This is a genomic window from Peteryoungia algae (genome assembly GCF_030369675.1).
In the GTDB taxonomy this organism is placed as follows: domain Bacteria; phylum Pseudomonadota; class Alphaproteobacteria; order Rhizobiales; family Rhizobiaceae; genus Allorhizobium; species Allorhizobium algae.
Genome location: NZ_CP128477.1, coordinates 3,173,455 through 3,190,898 on the forward strand (window position 1 = coordinate 3,173,455; position 17,444 = coordinate 3,190,898).

The following is a 17,444-nucleotide window of genomic DNA, read 5'->3' on the forward strand; positions in this document are numbered from 1 at the left end:
GTTTCACGTGAATCACTTGCCGACGCAGAATTCCGAGAAGATTTTACCCAGAAGCGTTTCGGTATCGATTCGACCGGTCACCCGCGCAAGCTCGGTGGATGCCAACCGCAAATCTTCTGCGCGAAGCTCCAACGGCTTCAGACGCTCATTTAAAGCGTCGTTCAAGAAATAAGACGCTGCCTTCAGGCGCTCTGCATGCCTTAAACGGCTCGGAATTGCAAGACTTCCCAAATTCGTGCTGCGCCTGACCTCATCCACGAGAAACCGGCGAAGAGCCTCTAACCCTTCGCCAGTGAGAGAGGAGACCCCGAACGCGCATCGCATTGAGCCGGTGTCATGTCGGAGATCCACCAGGTCTATTTTCGTCCCGATCCCGACCGCCCCTGGAACAAGGGTTTCAGCCTCGGCGCTGGCGTTTGAAAGATCGACCAGCTGAAGAACCAGATCGGCCTGATGGATCGTGCGATGCGCCCGTCTGATGCCTTCCTGCTCAACCGGGTCTTCCGTGTCACGAAGCCCTGCAGTGTCGAAAAGCTCGACCTTGTAACCATCAATGTCGAGTTCACACCGTATGATGTCACGGGTTGTTCCGGCGACTGGCGTAACGATCGCCACATCTCTTTGCGCGAGCGCATTTAAGAGGCTCGACTTACCCGCATTCGGGGGCCCCGCCAGAGCAACCTTGAAGCCATCCCTGATGATCTCGCCGGCTCGCAGGTTGGCGACTGCCTGGTCAATCTGTTCCTTGAGAACAGCAACATCCTGCCAGACACGATCAGACACGGAACCAGGGATGTCACCCTCGTCGCTGAAGTCGAGCTCGGCTTCAAGCATGGAGCGGGCAAAGATCAGCTTCTCGCGCCATGTGTCGTACATCGCCGATAGGTTGCCACCGGCCTGTTCGCTCGCCAGCCTTCGCTGCATTTCCGTCTCGGCAGCGAGCAGATCAGCCAATCCCTCCACCTCGACGAGATCCATCTTGCCGTTCTCGAAGGCACGCCGAGAAAATTCCCCGGCCTCCGCAAGTCTGGCGTTGTCGAATCCGGCTAATGATTTGAGAACAGCGTGAACGACAGCCTTACCCCCGTGCAGATGGAGCTCGGCGCAGTCCTCACCCGTGAAGGAATTTGGACCGGGGAAGATCAGTACAAGTGCGCGGTCGAGGAATTGCCCATCAGGCTGACATACCGTGCGCAAGGCTGCATGCCTCGGGACGGGCAGCTCGCCCACAAGGGCCTGCACCATGGACAGCGAAGCCGGCCCGCTGATCCTGATGACAGCAACGCCGGCTGGGAGTGCTCCGGACGCCAGAGCGAAGATGGTTTCAGTACGAGTGCTCATCCGATCACCCCGCAGCCGCCACCGAATACGGAAGAGGCGATCCGTCGATAGCTCAGGTGTTCATGGAATCGAAGAAGTCGCCATTGTTCTTCGTCTGCTTGAGCTTGTCGATGAGGAATTCGATGGCGTCGGTCGTCCCCATTGGGGCGAGGATACGGCGCAAGACAAAGATCTTCTGCAGATCCTGGCGGGGCACAAGCAGGTCTTCCTTACGCGTACCAGACTTGAGAATGTCCATGGACGGGAAGATACGCTTGTCTGCCACCTTGCGGTCGAGCACGATTTCCGAGTTGCCGGTACCCTTGAACTCTTCGAAGATGACTTCGTCCATGCGGCTACCGGTATCGATCAGCGCCGTGGCGATGATCGTCAGAGATCCGCCTTCTTCGATGTTACGCGCGGCACCGAAGAAACGCTTCGGCCGCTGAAGCGCATTGGCGTCGACACCACCGGTAAGGACCTTGCCCGAAGACGGCACAACCGTGTTGTAGGCGCGACCGAGGCGCGTGATCGAGTCCAGCAGGATGACGACGTCACGCCCGTGCTCGACGAGGCGCTTGGCTTTCTCAATGACCATTTCCGCCACTTGCACATGCCGTACAGCCGGTTCATCGAAGGTCGACGATACGACCTCGCCTTTCACCGAACGCTGCATGTCCGTGACTTCTTCCGGACGTTCATCGATCAGCAGAACAATCAGGTAGCATTCCGGATGATTGGCGGTGATCGAATGGGCAATGTTCTGCAGGAGAACGGTCTTACCGGTGCGCGGCGGCGCAACGATCAGGCCACGCTGTCCCTTGCCCAGCGGCGCAACCAGATCGATGACGCGGGCTGACAGGTCCTTGGACGTCGGAACGTCCAATTCCATCTTGAAGCGCTCATTGGGATAAAGCGGCGTCAGATTGTCGAAGTGAACTTTGTGGCGGATCTTTTCCGGATCTTCGAAATTGATCGTGTTGACCTTGAGAAGGGCGAAATAGCGTTCCCCTTCCTTCGGTCCACGAATCGGGCCTTCAACCGTGTCACCCGTCTTCAGAGAAAAGCGACGGATCTGGGAAGGCGAAATATAGATATCGTCCGGACCGGGCAGGTAGTTGGCATTGGCGGAGCGAAGAAAACCGAAGCCATCCTGAAGAACTTCCACGACGCCTTCGCCGATGATCTCAACATCCTGGCTCGCCAGCATCTTGAGGATAGCAAACATGAGCTCCTGCTTTCGCATCGTGCTCGCGTTTTCGACTTCAACCGACTCGGCAAAAGTCAGCAGATCGGTCGGCGATTTGCTTTTAAGTTCTTGTAGCTTCATTTCAGCCATGAAGAGAGGACCACGTCAGATAGATTTTCAAGGGGAACGGCGAGCTGGTGGAATTCGGTACGATCGCGTAGGCCGCAAATGACTGAATAATACGCAAGCCAATAGAGGAGGTGGCGCGAAAATAGCGACTCACCGATTCGATCGCAAGCGAAAAGCCGGCAATGGGCAAAATAAAGCGCGCGAACCTGAAAGGCTCAGAAGGGTTTCACCACCGCGAGTACGACGATGACGATCATCAGCAGGGTCGGTGCCTCGTTCATCATCCGCCAGAAACGCGGCGTGCGAATGTAGTCACCGCGAGCGAATGACCTGACCGCCTTGGCAAAATAGCCGTGTACCCCAGACAGCGCGATCACGGCAGCAATCTTGGCATGAAGCCAGCCACCCTGAAACTCGAAGACCTGCCAGGCGAGATAAAGCCCGAGGACCCAGGATACGATCATCGCAGGGTTCATGATCACCTTCATCAACCGAGCTTCCATCACGGCGAAGGTCTGGGCTTGAGACGACGAGGGGTCACAATCGCTGTGGTAGATGAACAACCGCGGCAGGTAGAGCATGCCTGCCATCCAGGAAATGATTGCGATAATGTGCAGGGCCTTGATCCAGGGATAGGCCTGGTCTGGGCCGGCAATCATGATCGCGCCTCCGACAATCACGAAGAAGGCGAGGGCAGCGGCAGCCTTTCGTGCAGCCCGCGCGCCAGGATTTGCATCAATCTGCTTTTCCATCATTTCACCGGAAATTGCGCACCTGGCGCACCAGATCGGTCACATGGGCAGGATCAGCCTGCGGAGTGATCCCATGGCCGAGATTGAAAATCAGTGGCCCCTGGCCGAGGACCTGAAGGATGGCATCGATCCCGTCCCGCAGCGCGGCGCCACCGGCAACCACACGCATTGGATCGAGATTGCCCTGGACTGGCCCATCCTTCTGAAGCTCCGCGGCAAAGCTCAACGGAACCGACCAGTCCAGCCCGATCGCATCCGCACCGGTAGCCTGACGGTAGCGCTTCAGCAGGATCCCAGCTCCCTTCGCAAAGGCGATGATCTTGGCCTGAGGCCTGCGTGCTCGGACCGACTCGATGATGCGTCGGACCGGCTTCACGGCGAAAGCGTCAAATTCGGTCTCTCCGAGGACGCCCGCCCAGGAATCGAAAATCTGCACAGCGTCGGCGCCGGCATCAATTTGCGCGACGAGATAATCGGCAGAGATATCCGCAAGCAGGTCAAGCAGGCGTTTGAACGCTTCAGGATGGCGGTAGGCGAAAAGACGGGCAGGAGCCTGATCGGGCGTCCCATGTCCCGCGATCATGTAGGTTGCCACTGTCCAGGGCGCACCACAGAAACCAAGCAGGGTCGTCTCTTCGGGAAGCTCGGAACGAAGCCGCGACACCGTTTCCATGACGGGCTTCAGGTGATCCAGGACAGCCTCCGCAGACAAGCGAAGAATTCCGTCCACATCGATCGGGTCCATCTGCGGACCATGACCTTCCGTGAACGTGACATTGCGCTTCAAGGCATCGGGAATAACCAGAATGTCGGAGAACAGGATGGCCGCATCGAAGCCATAGCGACGAATGGGTTGAAGTGTCACCTCCGTCGCAAACTCCGGCGAATAGCAGAGATCGAGGAAGCTCCCAGCCTTCCGCCGCGTTTCCCGATACTCGGGAAGGTACCGGCCCGCCTGTCTCATGAGCCAGATCGGAGGCGGAGTGACGGTCTTCCCATTCAGAACGTCCAGGACTTTACGGTTCGGCGTGCTCAAAGCTCAAGCCCTTTCAATAAAGAAAAGAGATATTGAATCTTCTTCTATTTCTAAGAGTCTCTGACTATCAAGGATTAATCCTCGATCACAGCTTGTTCCTCCTTCGGGAGAAATTGCCGTTCTCGATACAGAGATGCGGGCGGTAGCCGGGGATAATGGGGATAAGTCGAAATTAACCGGTGGTTTCAATGATTTCGGCTCCGGGTCGCCAGCCCGTTAATTGGGGATCAGGAGTCGATGGCTTCGTCGTTAACGACAGTCATCACCACAATTCACAGCCCGCGGAAAAGCGATGCCCCCGAAGGTCGAATTGTGGATAAATCGGCACTTTTCCTCTTGCCCCCGGCGACCTGCCGCCGCTACCTCTGTTTATCCCAGACTATCAACAGGGCATGGAGAACATCGTGGAGAACCGGAAAAACTTCTTCCATCTCCACCTGATATCTGACTCAACCGGGGAGACTCTGATCTCGGCCGGCCGAGCGGCCGCCGCGCAATTCCGCGGCTCAAATGCAATCGAGCACGTCTATCCGCTGATCCGGAGCAAGAAGCAGATCAAGGCGCTGATCGAGGCCATCGATCGCGAACCCGGCATCGTCCTCTATACGATTGTCGACCACGACCTTGCAGCTCTGATCGAGACCGGTTGCCACGAACTCGGTTTGCCTTGCGTGAACGTTCTCGCACCCATCATCGAGAAGTTTCAGGCTTATCTGGGCGCACCGTCCCGGGGCCGAATGGGTGCACAGCACGTCCTGAATGCGGAGTATTTCGCACGCATCGAAGCTCTGAACTTCACCATGGATCATGATGATGGCCAGGCGACGGAAAACTATGACGAGGCCGACGTGGTTATTATCGGCATCAGCCGTACGTCGAAGACACCGACCAGCATCTATCTGGCGAACAGAGGTATCAAGACGGCAAACTTGCCGATTGTACCCGGTGTGCCATTGCCAGACTCGCTGCTTGCGGCCGAGCGGCCCCTGATCGTCGGTCTGATTGCTACATCAGACCGAATTTCTCAGGTCCGCGAAAACCGGATACTCGGCGCCACTCCGGGTTATGACCGGAGCGAGTATGTCGATCGTGCCTCGATCACTGAGGAGCTCAAATATGCGCGATCGCTTTGCGCGCGCAACAATTGGCCGGTGATTGACGTGACGCGCCGCTCGATAGAAGAGACGGCCGCCGCAATCGTTGCCCTTCGCCCCAAGCCGCGCTAAGCGGGAGAACTAGCCAACGAAGGTTTCCACAATGGGATTACCCTTGATTCTCGCGTCCGGCAGCAAGGCGCGCCAGACGCTCTTGAAAAATGCCGGTCTCGAGTTTGTTGCAGTTCCGGCATCGGTTGATGAGCGGGCAATCGAAGAACGCATGCCGGTGGCGAACCGAGACCCGGTGACGATCGCCAGACATCTCGCGATCGCCAAGGCGACGGCAGTGTCACGGCTGAACCCCGGCGCCATGGTCATCGGTTGCGACCAGACAATGTCACTAGGCGCCCGGATCTTCCACAAGGCGACATCCATCGACGAAGCGGGCGAGACGCTCAGAAGCCTGCGTGGACAAGCCCATTTTCTCAACAGCGCAGTCTGCCTGATTCAGGATGGCAGAGTGCTCTGGAGCGATGTGTCGCGCGCTTGCATGCAGGTGCGCGATTTCTCGGACGCGTTTTTGGCCGGCTATCTGGAGAGGAACGGCCCAGCCATTTTATCCAGCGTCGGCTGCTACCAGCTGGAGGGGGAGGGCGTTCATTTGTTTGATGCCATCGCCGGCGACTACTTCACCATTCTGGGCCTGCCACTCCTGCCGCTCCTGGCTGCCCTGCGGCAACATGGAATTAACCATGCGTGATTCACGTGAAACAATTGGCCCCCGCGCTTTTGTCGCCGGCTACCCGATCAAGCATTCCCGCTCTCCGTTGATCCATGGTCACTGGCTTGCCACATATGGCATCGCGGGGTCCTACGAGAAGATCGCAGTCACCCCGAGCGACTTTCCCGACTTCATTGCCACGCTGAAGACGAGTGCCTCTCCCTATCATGGGGGAAACGTCACGATCCCGCACAAGGAAGCCGCTTGCCTTCTTGCTGACCGGGCTGATCCCCTTGCAGAAGAACTCGGCGCCGCAAACACCCTCTGGCGTGAAGAAGGCCGCCTTCATGCGATGAACACCGATGGTATTGGCTTCCTCGCCAATCTCGACGCGCGCCAGCCTGGCTGGGACCGCGCCCAGAGGGCGGTGGTTCTCGGTGCAGGGGGCGCAAGCCGTGCCGTTCTTCAGGCCCTGCGCGATCGGGGAATCGCAGAGATCCATGTCGTCAACCGCACCCTGGAACGCGCCCGCGAACTCGCGCATCGCTTCGGTGCACCGATCGAAGCTCACGGGATGGATTCCTTGGCGTCGCTGATCGATGGCGCTGGCCTCTTCGTGAATACGAGTTCACTTGGTATGGATGGGAGCGAAGCCCCGTTGCTCCCATTTGAACAGATGAAGAGTGATGCGCTCGTGACTGATATTGTCTACGTCCCGTTGAAGACACCCTTTCTGCGACAGGCGGAGGAGGCGGGATTGAACACCGTTGATGGTCTGGGGATGTTGCTCCATCAGGCGGCCCCGGGCTTTGAGAAATGGTTCGGCCGAATGCCCGAGGTCACCGAAGAATTGCGGAACCTCGTTCTCGCAGACATCGAGGCACCTGCATGATCGTCATCGGACTGACCGGATCAATCGGCATGGGCAAATCGACAACGGCGGGTCTCTTCGCCGACGAAGGCGTCCCGGTCAATGATGCGGATAAGGTCGTCCATGAACTTTACCGGCACAAAGCGGTGAAACCGATCTCCGAAGTCTTCCCCGACGCTGTCATCGACGGCATCGTGGATAGGCAGTTGCTTTCGCGGAATCTGGCGAAGAATCCGGCTAACTTCAAAATTCTCGAGAGCATAGTTCATCCCCTGGTGCGCGCTCGCGAGCAAGCATTCCTCGATCTCCAGCGTGAGCTGGAGACGCCCATTGTCGTCCTGGATATTCCCCTCCTGTTCGAAACCGGAGGTGAAGCGCGAATGGACAAGATCGTGGTGGTCAGCTGCGCGGCCGAGATCCAGCGCCAGCGGGTTCTTTCGAGACCCGGCATGACGCCGGACAAATTCGAGACCATCCTCTCGCGTCAGATGCCCGATGCGGAGAAACGCGCCCGTGCAGACTATGTGATCAACACTGGGCATGGGATTGACAGCGCGCGCGCGCAGGTGAAATCCATCCTCGACGAATTGAGCAAACAGGCGGGCCCGACCAACCATGCGTGAAGTCATCTTCGATACGGAAACCACGGGCCTCGACAACAAGGCTGACCGCGTCATCGAAATCGGCGGCATCGAATTGCTCAACCACTTTCCGACAGGTCGCACATTCCATGTCTACATCAACCCTGGTGACCGCAAGGTTCACCCGGACGCCTTGGCGGTACATGGCATCACGGATGAGTTCCTGAAGGACAAACCGGTTTTTGCGAACATCGTCGCAGATCTCCAGGAATTCTTCGAAGGCGCCAAGTGGATCGCCCACAATGCGATGTTCGACATGGGCTTCATCAACGCCGAATTCGATCGACTTTCCATCCCGCCGGTGCCGTCGGACCTGGTGATCGACACACTCGCGCTCGCGCGCCGCAAACATCCGATGGGTCCGAATTCTCTGGATGCCCTGTGCCGGCGCTATGGCATCGACAATTCACACCGGACGAAACACGGCGCCTTGCTCGACTCCGAACTTCTGGCGGAAGTCTATATCGAGATGCTCGGCGGTCGCCAGGCTGCCCTGGGCTTGACCTCGGTCGATACCCGGCGGAACCAGTCGGTGGAAATCTCCGACCTCGCCGAAATTAGCTACAGCCGACCGAGGCCCTTGTCGCCGCGTCTCTCCGCGGCAGAGGTTGAAAGCCATTCCAAACTCGTAGCCCGACTGAAGGACAAGGCCATCTGGTCCAAATACAGCGCATGAAAAAGGGCCCGTTTCGGGCCCTTTTGATATCGATGATTGGGTGGCTGAAACTCAGTTCGGCGATACCTGGCTCTTTGTGCGGGACTGTTCTTCCGAAACGCGCTGAGCAAACATCTGGGCAAAGTCGATCGGGTCGATCATCAGCGGCGGGAAGCCGCCATTGCGGGTAGCATCGGCAATGATCTGACGGGCGAACGGGAAGAGCAAACGCGGGCACTCGATGAAGAGAACCGGCAACATGTGCTCCTGCGGAAATCCAGCGATCCGGAAAACGCCGCCATAGACCAGCTCGGTGACGAAGACGACCTTGTCACCATCCTTGGCTTCCGCATTCAAGGTCAGCACGACATCGAAGTCGTTGTCCGAGAGCGGGTTGGCGTTGACGTTTACATTGATGTTGATGTTGATGGCCGGTGCCTTGTCGCGCGCCTGGAGCGACCGCGGTGCACCTGGGTTTTCAAACGAGAAATCCTTGATGTACTGGGCGAGAATGTTGAGGGACGGAGAAGTCGTTCCCTGATTGTTGTCGGCCATAGGGCTTGTCCTTCGAGATGAAATGCTAAGGCCATCTAACATTTGAACCTTCGCCTTACAACCCTGAGGCCGGCAAGGGTCGCGCTGCGTCAGTCACGGCCGATGCGGGGACCGCGCCACGGGGATTCGGGGTTCTGCGAGTTGGGGCCCGGCTCTCGCTGAAACTCGTCGTCCTCCAGATCAACGACAGTATCGTCCGCTGGCCGTGCCGTGCGAAAGCCTCCGCTTGCAAATGTGCTGCTCACCACGATCCGCGGCTTGATCAGTTTCCACGCGATGTCCCTGACGATGGGGATGAAGAGGAGGATGCCGATGATGTCCCCGAAAAAGCCGGGCACAATAAGCAGAAAGGCTGCAACGGCCAGCAGAGCCGCATGAACCAATTCACGCCCTGGATCGACACCCTTCTGAGCCTCGCTCTGCAGCCGACGAAGAATGCCTGCGCCTTGCAAGCGCAAGAGCACCACGCCCGCAACGCCCGACAACACGATCAGCCCGAGCGTTGGAAGAATACCGATTGCCTGACCGACGATGATGAAACTGGCGATTTCGACAAGCGGTGCGATGAGAAAGAGCACCAGAGGTAGGCGCATAGACGACTCCAAACGCCATTGTGATCCGGATATCGCAAGAGTCGGCGCACACTCGCTGCAAAGAATGCGTCTCGCCATTTGAATGATGCGGCGCTGCAGACTATATGGGAGATAGAAAAAACAAATTCAATCAAGCCTGGCGGTATTCATGGGATCTAGCGATTTCGTTACATTATTCTTCCTGGTCGCCGCGGTGCTGATCTTTTTCCAGCTTCGCAGCGTCCTGGGTCGCCGCACGGGCAACGAAAAGCCGCCCTTTGATCCCTTTACCCAACGCGATTTGGCGAAGGGTGCAGCCGGTGACGACGGCAAGGTTGTCACGTTGCCGCGCCGTGAAGATGCAAATGGCGATGAACGGTTTATCGCGGTGGATGCCTATGCACCCGCCGGCACCCCATTGAACGATCAGCTTCGCGAGCTTCTGCGTCACGATCCGAGCTTCAATCCCAAGGAATTCCTCAACGGTGCGAAGATTGCCTATGAGATGATCGTCATGGCCTATGCAGACGGTGATCGAAAGACGCTGAAGGGACTTCTCTCCCGCGAAGTGTTTGAAGGTTTTGAAAGCGCGATCGCGGACCGCGAAAGCAGAGACGAAACCGTAAAATCGACTTTCGTCGGCATCGAGAAGTCCGAGATCACTCAGGCGTCCGCACGAGACAACGAGGAGCAGGTGACGGTCCGCATCGTCAGCCAGTTGATCACGGCGACCTTCGACAAGGAGGGCACGATCATCGATGGTGACGCGGAGGCTGTATCTGAGGTCAACGACGTCTGGACGTTCGCGCGTGACGTTCGCTCGCGCGATCCGAACTGGAAGCTGATCGCGACCGAAGCGGAACAATGAGCGAGGCTACTTCTGCCTTTCGCCTGAAGCCGGTGCCATTCCAGGATCTGCCCGGCTGGAGCCTCGACGATCCTTCATCTCTCTGGTCTGCCATGACCGACTGCCGGAATTACCTGCAGTCGGTCAAATCATACAAGGCGGGCGCTTTGGGGCTCACCGCAGAAGATCTGCGGCCGCTACTGGAACTCGCAAGCCAGACCGTTCCGCGCAATGCTGCCGAGGCGCGATCATTTTTCGAGGGCGAGACCCGTCCTTTTCTGATCGAGCCCACCAGCTCACGATCAGGTCTCGTCACAGCGTTCTACGAGCCGGAGGTGGATGTCAGTGATTCGCAGGATCACGAATATCGCCATCCATTTTACCGCCGCCCCACCGACCTCGTGGATGTAGACGACATCGGTCGACCGAGTGCTGCCCTCGATCCGTCATACGCTTTCGCCTTGCAGACGGAAAAAGGGCTTGTGCCTTATCCCGATCGTCGGGCGATCGATGAGGGCTGGCTTGAGGGCAGGCATCTTGAAATCGCCTGGGCCCGTTCGAAGGTCGATGTTTTTTTTGCCCATGTTCAGGGCGCCGCCCGTCTTCGATATCCCGATGGGCGGCTTCGGCGGATAACTTACGCCGCGAAGGCCGGACATCCTTTTTCGGGGATCGGCCGTCTCCTGATTGATCTCGATGAGATTCCGGAAGCGAAGATTTCGATGCAGTCGATCCGGGCGTGGCTGGCCGAACACCCTGACAGGGTCGACGAAATCCTTTGGCACAACAGGTCATATATCTTCTTTCGCGAAGCCGAAGTGGACGATCTGTCGCGTGGGCCAATTGCGGCGGCCAAGGTGCCACTGATTGCCGGACGGTCTCTTGCGGTCGATCGCCAGATCCATACCTTCGGATTTCCCTTTTTCATTCACGCCGCTGGCCTGACCCATATGGATGGCGGGCGTGATTTCGCACGCGCCATGCTGGCGCTCGATACGGGTTCTGCGATTGTGGGGCCTGCCCGCGGCGATATCTTTACGGGGTTGGGCGATGAGGCCGGGCTGTTGGCTGGTGCCGTGCGCAATGCGGCTGACTTCTATATACTGATCCCGAAGCAGGCGGCAGAGAGGTTTGTCTGAGTGTCGGGTGGACCAAAGCTCAATTCGGAAGATCGGATCCTCTGGGGCAAGGTCGCGCGTTCGACTCGCCCGATGCCTGGACGCATGGAAGAACTGCTGGGCTTCGAGGAACAGTTCGAGATGTCCGTTGCGGAAAAGGATGTGCCTGCTCTGAACCGGGCCGCCTTGTCGTCGCCGGCAATCAAGGGTGAAGCCGAGCGTAAACCTGCACCGCATGTGCATCACCCGCTGGAGAAGCCGGTCAAGCGCAAGCTCTCCCGCGGTCACCTGGCACTGGAAGCTCGTATCGACCTTCACGGACTGATCCAGAGTGAAGCGCATGGCATGCTTCTGGACTTTCTGCTTCGTGCCCATGAGCGTGGCCTGAGGCATGTTCTGGTCATCACGGGCAAAGGCAGTTCGCTCGGCAGCGAAGGTGCGCTGAAGCGCGCAGTTCCGTTGTGGTTCGCCATGCCGGAGTTTCGTTTCATCATCTCCTCTTATGAACCGGCCGGTCGTCAGCACGGCGGGGAGGGTGCCCTCTATGTGCGGCTGTCCCGTCGCGGGCAGGATCGCCGATGACACCATTCGGCGATGCGCTGCGGCATTTGCGAAAGCGCAAGGGCGTCTCACAGAAAGAAATGGCGGCGGCCATCGGCGTATCGCCCGCCTATCTCTCGGCACTCGAGCACGGCAAGCGCGGCCTTCCGAACTTCGACTTCCTGCAGCGCGTGGCCGGATACTTCAACATCATATGGGACGAGGCCGAGGAGCTCTTCTCGACCGCCGGTCGGTCCGATCCCCGGATCGTAGTCGATACATCCGGAATGAAGCCGGAATACACCGCCTTTGCCAATGATCTGGCCAAGCTGATTCGCCAGCTCTCTCCCGATGTGATACGAGAAATGCAGGATATTCTGGATACCGCCAAAAAACGGCCGTGATGGGGTTGAAAAGCCTTGTCTATCCACGAGAAACAACGCCCTCGCCTTTGGAACTCAGGCCAAAACCCCTATAGTCGTGCCACTTGAAGCTGCTGATTCGGGTCAGCCGGGCCTTTGAGAATTGACTGGAAAGATTGCTGAATGACCGACTTGCCGATCGCGGAAAATGATGGACCGGCCGAATACGGCGCGGACTCGATCAAGGTTCTGAAGGGACTGGATGCCGTCCGCAAGCGCCCCGGTATGTATATTGGTGATACGGACGACGGCTCTGGTCTGCATCACATGGTCTACGAAGTCGTCGACAATGCGATCGACGAGGCTCTGGCCGGTCATGCCGACATCGTCACCGTGACGCTGAATGCTGACGGCTCGGTTACGGTGACCGACAATGGGCGCGGCATTCCGACGGACATTCATACCGGCGAAGGCGTATCTGCGGCAGAAGTCATCATGACGCAGCTCCATGCCGGCGGCAAATTCGACCAGAACTCCTACAAGGTCTCCGGCGGTCTGCACGGCGTCGGTGTCTCGGTCGTCAATGCGCTTTCGGTCAAGCTCAATTTGAAGATCCGTCGCAACAACAAGCTGCACGAGATCACCTTCACCCATGGCGTGGCCGATGGGCCACTGAAGGTGATCGGCGAATATGAAGGTCGCTCGGGAACGGAAGTGACCTTCCTTCCCAGCACCGAGACCTTCACCAATGTCGATTTCGACTATGGAACGCTCGAGCATCGCCTGCGCGAACTCGCCTTCCTGAATTCTGGCGTTCGGATCCTTCTGACTGACAAGCGCAAGTCGGACATCCGCCAGGAAGAAATGCTGTACGACGGCGGTTTGGAAGCCTTCGTGCGTTATCTCGACCGCTCCAAGAAGCCGCTCGTTGACAAGCCGGTTGCCATCAGGGGCGAGAAGGACGGCATCACTGTCGAAGTCGCCATGTGGTGGAACGACAGCTATCACGAGAATGTCCTCTGCTTCACCAACAACATTCCCCAGCGCGACGGCGGCACGCATATGGCCGGGTTTCGTGGCGCACTGACCCGTCAGGTCACTTCCTATGCCGATAGTTCAGGCATCACGAAAAAGGAAAAGGTCTCGCTGCAGGGCGAAGACTGCCGCGAAGGCCTGACGGCTGTTCTGTCGGTCAAGGTTCCCGATCCGAAATTCTCGTCCCAGACCAAGGACAAGCTTGTTTCGTCAGAGGTTCGCCCTGTTGTCGAAAACCTCGTGAATGAGGCCCTCAGCACCTGGTTCGAGGAGCATCCGACGGAGGCCAAGATCCTCGTCGGCAAGGTCGTCGAGGCAGCTGTGGCCCGTGAAGCCGCGCGCAAGGCTCGTGAACTCACGCGCCGCAAGGGCGCTCTGGACATCGCCTCACTGCCGGGCAAATTGGCGGACTGCTCCGAACGTGATCCGGCCAAGTCCGAACTGTTCCTCGTCGAGGGTGATTCGGCAGGTGGTTCCGCAAAGCAGGGCCGTTCGCGCGAAAACCAGGCAATCCTGCCGCTGCGAGGCAAAATCCTGAACGTTGAGCGCGCGCGCTTTGACAAGATGCTGTCGAGCCAGGAAATTGGCACGCTGATCACCGCATTGGGCACATCGATCGGCAAGGACGAATTCAACGCCGACAAGCTGCGCTATCACAAGATCATCATCATGACCGATGCTGACGTGGATGGCGCCCATATCAGAACCCTGCTGCTGACCTTCTTCTTCCGCCAGATGCCGGAATTGATCGAGCGCGGCCATCTCTACATCGCACAGCCGCCGCTCTACAAGGTAGCTCGCGGCAAGTCCGTTCAGTACCTGAAGGACGAAAAGGCGCTGGAAGACTACCTGATCACAATGGGTCTCGAGGAAGCCACGCTGACGCTTGCCAGTGGCGAGGTGCGCGCTGGGCCGGACCTGCGAGACGTGATCCAGGATGCGCTGCGTCTGCGCTCGCTGATCGACGGCCTTCATTCCCGCTATAGCCGCAATGTGATCGAACAGGCGGCTATCGCCGGCGCTCTCAATCCGGAGCTGACCGGAAACCGCGAGCAGGCCGAGGCTACTGCAGCTCTGGTCGCAAGCCGCCTCGACATGATTGCCGAAGAGACCGAGCGCGGCTGGCAGGGTTTCGTCACGGACGAAGGCGGTCTTCGCTTCGAGCGCGTTGTCCGTGGTGTCAAGGAAGTGGCATCCGTGGACGTGGCGTTGATAGGCTCCGCCGATGCGCGCCACATGGACCAGATGTCCGCGCGTCTGCGCGAGATCTATTCCGAACCGCCGGTGCTGACCCGCAAGGATGGCCGCAGCGAGATGTCGGGCCCGCGTGCGCTGCTGGACTCCATTTTCGCCACGGGCCGGAAAGGCCTTTCCATGCAGCGATACAAGGGTCTGGGTGAAATGAACGCCGAGCAGCTCTGGGAAACCACGCTCGACCCGAATGTTCGCTCACTGCTGCAGGTCAAGGTCAACGACGCGACCGATGCAGACGGTTTGTTCTCGCGCCTGATGGGCGACGAAGTCGAGCCGCGTCGTGATTTCATTCAGGAAAACGCGCTGAGCGTTGCCAATCTCGACATCTGATCCGATTTTACCTCGAATAAAAGAGGGCCGCGTCTGGTGACGCGGCCCTTTCTTTATGAAGAGGCATTTCCGCCGTCATGGTTAACGTGATTCACGTGAAACGATGAATTTGTAAGTCTGGAAGTGGCCCCCGAAGGCGATCCCGGGCAGCGGTTTGCGAGCGTTCGGAGTTTCCCTGGGACGCAGATGCTGCCGACGAAGGCACGTGGTGACCATCGATCGAGAAAGATCGGCTCGACACTGTATTCGGCTGTCGGTGGTTCTGGCGGTGATGATGTTCCTTGAAGCGCGTCTTTGGAACAACGTCTGGGCACAGACACAAGATCGCAAGCCTCGGAAAGGCCAGGGCCTGCAAGATCGGGCGAGCGCTGTGATGACAGATTAATTCAGTGCTGAGGGTGGAACCTTAAGCCTTGTTGGCCATCATCATAGGCAGTCAACTGACATCAGGCTGTAATGGTCAAGGAGAAATCCGGGCTTTTGCAATGCACAAAGTCTGTTAGTCTAGCGAATGAACGCAGACCAATTTGGTCTGAGGCAGAGGTACCAACTTCATGTTCTATCAGCTCTACGAACTGAACCACGCTTTCATGGCACCATTCCGGGCCAGCGCCGACGCGATGAATCTTGCCTGGAAGAACCCTTTGAATCCGTGGTCGCATACCGTCGTCGGGCGTACCTTTTCCGCCGGTTTCGAAGTCTTCGAGCGTGTGACGCGCCGCTATGGCAAGCCGGCCTTTGGTTTGCCAACGACCACAGTCGATGGCGAGAGTGTCACGGTCGAGGAAGAAATCGTCTGGCGCAAGCCCTTCTGCGATCTGATCCATTTCAAGCGTCACCTGCCGGCCGGCGCAGACAAAGGCCCGCGGATTCTCATCGTGGCGCCGATGTCAGGCCACTATGCCACCTTGTTGCGCGGTACCGTGGAAGCCTTGCTCCCGAACGCCGACGTCTACATCAGCGACTGGATCGATGCTCGCATGGTGCCGGTCACCGAAGGCGACTTCGACCTCGATGACTACATCGATTACGTCATCGACATGCTTCACCACCTCGGACCGGACACGCATGTCGTCGCCGTGTGTCAGCCCTCGGTGCCGGTTCTGGCTGCTGTTGCGGTGATGGAAGCCGAAGGTGACACCTGTGCTCCGGCCTCGATGACGCTCATGGGTGGGCCCATCGACACCCGTATCAATCCGACTGCCGTCAATCAGCTGGCACAGGACAAGCCGCTCGAATGGTTCCGCGACAATGTCATCATGCAGGTGCCGTGGCCGCAGCCGGGGGTCATGCGAAACGTCTATCCGGGCTTCCTGCAACTCTCGGGCTTCATGTCGATGAACCTTGACAGGCACATGATCGCCCACAAGGAGTTCTATATGCACCTCGTCAAGAATGACGGGGACTCCGCGGAAAAACATCGCGACTTCTACGACGAATACCTGGCGGTCATGGATCTGACGGCGGAATTCTATTTGCAGACTGTCGATACCGTCTTCATCAAGCATTCCTTGCCGAAGGGTGAGATGATGCATCGGGGGAAGCGCATCGATACCACCGCCATCCGCAACGTTGCTCTGCTGACGGTGGAAGGCGAGAACGACGACATTTCGGGTCTTGGACAGACGAAGGCGGCGCAGACGATCTGCACGAACATCCCCGAGCATATGCGGATGCACTACATGCAGCCGGATGTCGGTCACTATGGCGTCTTCAACGGCTCGCGTTTCCGCCGTGAAATCGCGCCGCGCATTGTCCAGTTCGCCACGACCCACGGCAAGAGCCTGAAGGCAACGACGCCGGTGAAACGCGTCATCAAGGGTGGCAAGTCTCTCTGATACTTTCGATGTTTCGAATTTAAGTAGCGGATTCAGTCGGTTCTCCGATTGAATCCGCTTTTTTCTTGAAGGGCAGGGCTTCATTTCCCACATCGAATCCATCGGACGGCATTCCGCTGTCCGCGGAAAACGAGGTTATCGAAGATGAACCAGTCAGCACTGCTTCGGCCGGATTGGACTCCGGCAACCGTCGCCTTGATGGTGCTCGGCTTCATGGTTTTCTGGCCGCTCGGTCTGGCCATGCTTGCCTACATCCTGTTCGGTGAGAAGTTCCAGAACTTCAAGCGGGAGGCCAATCAGAAGGCCGATAGCGCTTTCACCTGGTGCCGCTCCAACAGCTACACCGCCCCCAGCTCGACCGGCAACGTCGCCTTTGACGACTGGCGCAAGGCAGAACTCGGGCGTCTTGATGAAGAACGTCGCCGCCTCGACGAGATGCGTGCCGAATTCGACAACTACGCCCGCGAGCTTCGTCGGGCGAAGGACCAGGAAGAATTCGACCGTTTCATGCGTGACCGCCAGCAGATGAAGACTGCGGGCGAATCCGGTCCCACTCAGGGCTTCACCGGCAACTGACGCGAC

The 17,444-nt window shown here is 58.1% G+C and carries 18 protein-coding genes; 12 read left to right on the top strand and 6 right to left on the bottom strand.

What is annotated here, in order from left to right:
* Positions 1-12 precede the first annotated feature (12 nt).
* The 4 genes from mnmE to hemE form a co-directional block, all read right to left on the bottom strand.
* Positions 13-1,341 carry a tRNA uridine-5-carboxymethylaminomethyl(34) synthesis GTPase MnmE gene (gene mnmE / locus QTL56_RS15060; protein ID WP_245137240.1) on the bottom strand — a complete coding sequence of 443 codons (1,329 nt, stop codon included), beginning with the start codon at positions 1,339-1,341 and terminating at the stop codon, positions 13-15.
* Between the two features lie 52 nt (positions 1,342-1,393).
* A complete protein-coding gene (rho, locus tag QTL56_RS15065; RefSeq protein ID WP_229575322.1) occupies positions 1,394-2,659 on the bottom strand; it encodes a transcription termination factor Rho in 1,266 nt (421 codons plus the stop codon).
* A gap of 194 nt (positions 2,660-2,853) precedes the next feature.
* On the bottom strand, positions 2,854-3,390 hold the full coding sequence (hemJ, locus tag QTL56_RS15070; protein ID WP_245137239.1) for a protoporphyrinogen oxidase HemJ: 537 nt from the start codon (positions 3,388-3,390) through the stop codon (positions 2,854-2,856).
* A gap of 4 nt (positions 3,391-3,394) precedes the next feature.
* Positions 3,395-4,426 carry a uroporphyrinogen decarboxylase gene (hemE, locus tag QTL56_RS15075; protein WP_245137238.1) on the bottom strand — a complete coding sequence of 344 codons (1,032 nt, stop codon included), beginning with the start codon at positions 4,424-4,426 and terminating at the stop codon, positions 3,395-3,397.
* A 404-nt stretch (positions 4,427-4,830) separates the two neighbouring features.
* On the opposite strand from hemE, the gene QTL56_RS15080 reads away from it, so the two are divergent.
* Genes QTL56_RS15080 through dnaQ form a run of 5 tightly spaced genes read left to right on the top strand, consistent with a single transcriptional unit; the run spans position 4,831 to position 8,432 of the window.
* The gene (locus tag QTL56_RS15080; protein ID WP_229575325.1) at positions 4,831-5,652 is read left to right on the top strand and encodes a pyruvate, water dikinase regulatory protein; all 822 of its coding nucleotides are present in this window, start codon (positions 4,831-4,833) and stop codon (positions 5,650-5,652) included.
* Positions 5,653-5,683: 31 nt separating this feature from the next.
* Positions 5,684-6,283 (top strand): Maf family protein, encoded by a 600-nt coding sequence (locus tag QTL56_RS15085; RefSeq protein ID WP_245137237.1) that lies wholly within the window; start codon positions 5,684-5,686, stop codon positions 6,281-6,283.
* Positions 6,276-7,136 (top strand): shikimate dehydrogenase, encoded by an 861-nt coding sequence (locus tag QTL56_RS15090; RefSeq protein WP_245137236.1) that lies wholly within the window; start codon positions 6,276-6,278, stop codon positions 7,134-7,136. The genes QTL56_RS15085 and QTL56_RS15090 overlap by 8 nt, the downstream gene beginning before the upstream one ends.
* A complete protein-coding gene (gene coaE, locus QTL56_RS15095; RefSeq protein WP_245137235.1) occupies positions 7,133-7,738 on the top strand; it encodes a dephospho-CoA kinase in 606 nt (201 codons plus the stop codon). The genes QTL56_RS15090 and coaE overlap by 4 nt, the downstream gene beginning before the upstream one ends.
* A complete protein-coding gene (gene dnaQ / locus QTL56_RS15100) occupies positions 7,731-8,432 on the top strand; it encodes a DNA polymerase III subunit epsilon (protein ID WP_245137234.1) in 702 nt (233 codons plus the stop codon). Before coaE ends, dnaQ begins: the two co-directional genes overlap by 8 nt.
* Positions 8,433-8,483: 51 nt before the next feature.
* On the opposite strand, the gene secB is transcribed toward dnaQ, so the two are convergent.
* Positions 8,484-8,966, bottom strand: a complete 483-nt coding sequence (secB, locus tag QTL56_RS15105) for a protein-export chaperone SecB (RefSeq protein WP_245137233.1) — start codon at positions 8,964-8,966, stop codon at positions 8,484-8,486.
* An 89-nt stretch (positions 8,967-9,055) separates the two neighbouring features.
* Positions 9,056-9,637 carry an FxsA family protein gene (locus QTL56_RS15110; RefSeq protein WP_370660296.1) on the bottom strand — a complete coding sequence of 194 codons (582 nt, stop codon included), beginning with the start codon at positions 9,635-9,637 and terminating at the stop codon, positions 9,056-9,058.
* Between the two features lie 70 nt (positions 9,638-9,707).
* Here QTL56_RS15110 and QTL56_RS15115 point away from each other — a divergent pair, with 70 nt between their 5' ends.
* The 7 genes from QTL56_RS15115 (at position 9,708) to QTL56_RS15145 (ending at position 17,438) form a co-directional block, all read left to right on the top strand.
* Entirely contained in the window at positions 9,708-10,406 is a 699-nt protein-coding gene (locus QTL56_RS15115) for a Tim44/TimA family putative adaptor protein (RefSeq protein WP_245137231.1), read from the top strand.
* The gene (gene mltA / locus QTL56_RS15120; RefSeq protein ID WP_245137230.1) at positions 10,403-11,524 is read left to right on the top strand and encodes a murein transglycosylase A; all 1,122 of its coding nucleotides are present in this window, start codon (positions 10,403-10,405) and stop codon (positions 11,522-11,524) included. Before QTL56_RS15115 ends, mltA begins: the two co-directional genes overlap by 4 nt.
* Positions 11,525-12,085 (top strand): Smr/MutS family protein, encoded by a 561-nt coding sequence (locus tag QTL56_RS15125; protein WP_245137229.1) that lies wholly within the window; start codon positions 11,525-11,527, stop codon positions 12,083-12,085.
* The gene (locus QTL56_RS15130; protein ID WP_229575334.1) at positions 12,082-12,447 is read left to right on the top strand and encodes a helix-turn-helix domain-containing protein; all 366 of its coding nucleotides are present in this window, start codon (positions 12,082-12,084) and stop codon (positions 12,445-12,447) included. The genes QTL56_RS15125 and QTL56_RS15130 overlap by 4 nt, the downstream gene beginning before the upstream one ends.
* Positions 12,448-12,588: 141 nt before the next feature.
* Complete coding sequence (gene gyrB, locus QTL56_RS15135) at positions 12,589-15,024, top strand: DNA topoisomerase (ATP-hydrolyzing) subunit B (RefSeq protein ID WP_229575335.1); 2,436 nt, start codon at positions 12,589-12,591, stop codon at positions 15,022-15,024.
* A 554-nt stretch (positions 15,025-15,578) separates the two neighbouring features.
* Positions 15,579-16,862, top strand: coding sequence for a polyhydroxyalkanoate depolymerase (locus QTL56_RS15140; protein ID WP_229575336.1), 1,284 nt, complete (start codon positions 15,579-15,581; stop codon positions 16,860-16,862).
* A 144-nt stretch (positions 16,863-17,006) separates the two neighbouring features.
* Positions 17,007-17,438, top strand: coding sequence for a DUF2852 domain-containing protein (locus QTL56_RS15145; protein WP_229575337.1), 432 nt, complete (start codon positions 17,007-17,009; stop codon positions 17,436-17,438).
* Positions 17,439-17,444 lie beyond the last annotated feature (6 nt).